Origin of the sequence: Delftia sp. ZNC0008, from assembly GCF_000799035.1 — a bacterium.
Lineage (GTDB): Bacteria > Pseudomonadota > Gammaproteobacteria > Burkholderiales > Burkholderiaceae_C > Comamonas > Comamonas tsuruhatensis.
The window spans coordinates 1-1,297 of record NZ_JTKZ01000199.1; the positions used below are offsets into that span (position 1 = coordinate 1).

The window sequence follows — 1,297 nt, forward strand, 5'->3', positions numbered from 1 at the left end:
CGCGCGCCTTCGCGGGGGACGGCACGGGCCTGCACTACCTGGGCACGGTGGATGAGGATGCCTTCAGCCACTCGCGCGCGCTGGAAATCCACCGCCCCCTGCACCGCGTGCAACTGGACGATGCCCAGGGCACGCTGCTCTACATCTCCGGCCGCACGGCCGAGGTGGTGCGCGATGCCACGCGCACCGAGCGCGGCTGGAACTACCTGGGCGCCTGGCTGCACTGGCTGTACATGTTCCGGGGCAATGCCTTTGATGGCGCCTGGGCCGACATCGTCAACGTGCTGTCGCTGGTCGGCATTGCCGTGGCCATCACCGGCACCGTGGTCGGGGTGATGCGCTGGCGGTTCAGGCAGCCCTACCGCAGCGGCCGGCGCACGCCCTACCCGGGCCTCGCCATGCGCTGGCACCATGTGGCGGGCCTGCTGTTTGCGCTGACCACGCTGGCCTGGATCTTCAGCGGCCTGATGTCCATGAACCCCTGGCGCCTGTTCGACACGGGCACGCCGCCACTGCACATGGCCCGGTGGCAGCAGGGCCCGCTGCGCCTGACCGGGGACGACGCCACGCCGCAGTCGCTGATTGCCGCAGCGGGCGGCCCCGTGCGCGAACTGCGTTGGCTGCGCACCGCAGGCCGCACCGAGGTGCTGGCCCAGCCCGCAGCCGGTACGCCCCTGGTGCTGGACAGCGCAAGCGCCGCGCCCGCATCCCATTCGCACGAGGCCCTGCTGGACCGCGCGGCCGTGCTGATCGACGCACCCGTGCTGCGCAGCGAATGGCTGACCGCGCACGACCTGTACTGGTACGAGCGCGCCGAGCACACCATGATGGGCGGCCATGACAAGCCGCTGCCCGTGTTGCGCGTGGTGTATGGCGATGCTGCGGCCAGCTGGGTGCACATCGACCCGCACACGGGCCAGGTGCTGGGCCGGCTGGACGGCACCCAGCGCCTCAAGCGCTGGCTGTTCGCCATGCTGCACAGCTGGGACTGGCTGCCGCTGCTGCAGCGCCGGCCGCTGTGGGATGGGCTGCTGCTGGCCTTCAGCCTGGGCGGCCTGCTGATGAGCGCCACGGGCGTGCTCATCGGCGTGCGCAGGCTGCGCCGCAAGCGCAGCCATCGCGCACAGGCCACTGCTTGCCTGGAGGCGCAGCCACATGGTTAGCCACCATACTGTATGCTTGCCGCATGCAACTCGAACAGAAATACCAGGCCCTGCTGGCCGAGGCCGAGCGCCGCAAGCTGGACGACGTGGACAGCATGCGGCTGTGCTTCCAGACCCTGTCCCTGGCTGCGCGC

1 protein-coding gene is annotated in these 1,297 nt (G+C 70.5%); it reads left to right on the forward strand.

Annotated features, from left to right (window positions below; translation table 11 throughout):
* Nucleotides 1-1,163, forward strand: a 1,163-nt coding sequence (locus L995_RS06595; protein ID WP_047470396.1) for a peptidase, incomplete at its 5' end; no start/stop codon positions are given.
* Nucleotides 1,164-1,297: the final 134 nt, after the last annotated feature.